Genomic DNA, 576 nt, shown 5'->3' on the forward strand with positions numbered 1-576 from the left:
CCCGCCCCCGCGTCCCCGCCGCGCCCGTGGCCCGCCCCCTCCGTGGCCTCTCCCACCCGCGCTCCACCCCGCAGAATGCCGCTGTTCTCGGCGGTCTCCCAGCCCGGCCCGTAGTATCGGGACGGACAACTGTGGAAAGGAGCCCCGTCGTGGGACTTCTGGACAACCTCGAACGCGGCCTCGAGCGGGTCGTGCGCTCGGCCTTCTCGGCCGGCGGTCCGCGGGCGGTCAAGCCGGTGGAGATCGCCTCGGCCCTGCGGCAGGCGATGGACGACGAGTCTCTCGCCCTGTCGGAGGGCCACACGGTCGCGCCCAACAGCTACGTGGTCCACTTCTCCCCCGCCGACTTCGAGCGCGCCCGCTCGTGGGGGTCCACCCTCGCCAGCGAGCTGTGCGACGAGGTCATCCGCCACGCCGACTCCCAGGGCTATGCGCTGCCCGGCACGGTCCGGGTCGCCTTCCACCCGGACGCGGACGTGCGCGCCGGGGACCTGCGCGTGGTCACCCGCCTGGACGACGGCTCGCTCACCGCCCCGGCCCCCCACGACGACGGCGCCTCGCCCGCCGCCGCCCACG

The 576-nt window shown here is 75.3% G+C and carries 1 protein-coding gene; it reads left to right on the forward strand.

Annotated elements, in window-relative coordinates; translation table 11 throughout:
• Positions 1-149: 149 nt before the first annotated feature.
• The coding region (locus tag HMPREF3105_RS01725) for a DUF3662 domain-containing protein (RefSeq protein WP_141762390.1) at positions 150-576 on the forward strand (427 nt) is incomplete at its 3' end.

The organism is Micrococcus sp. HMSC31B01 (genome assembly GCF_001816085.1).
Taxonomy (GTDB): Bacteria; Actinomycetota; Actinomycetes; order Actinomycetales; family Micrococcaceae; genus Micrococcus; species Micrococcus luteus.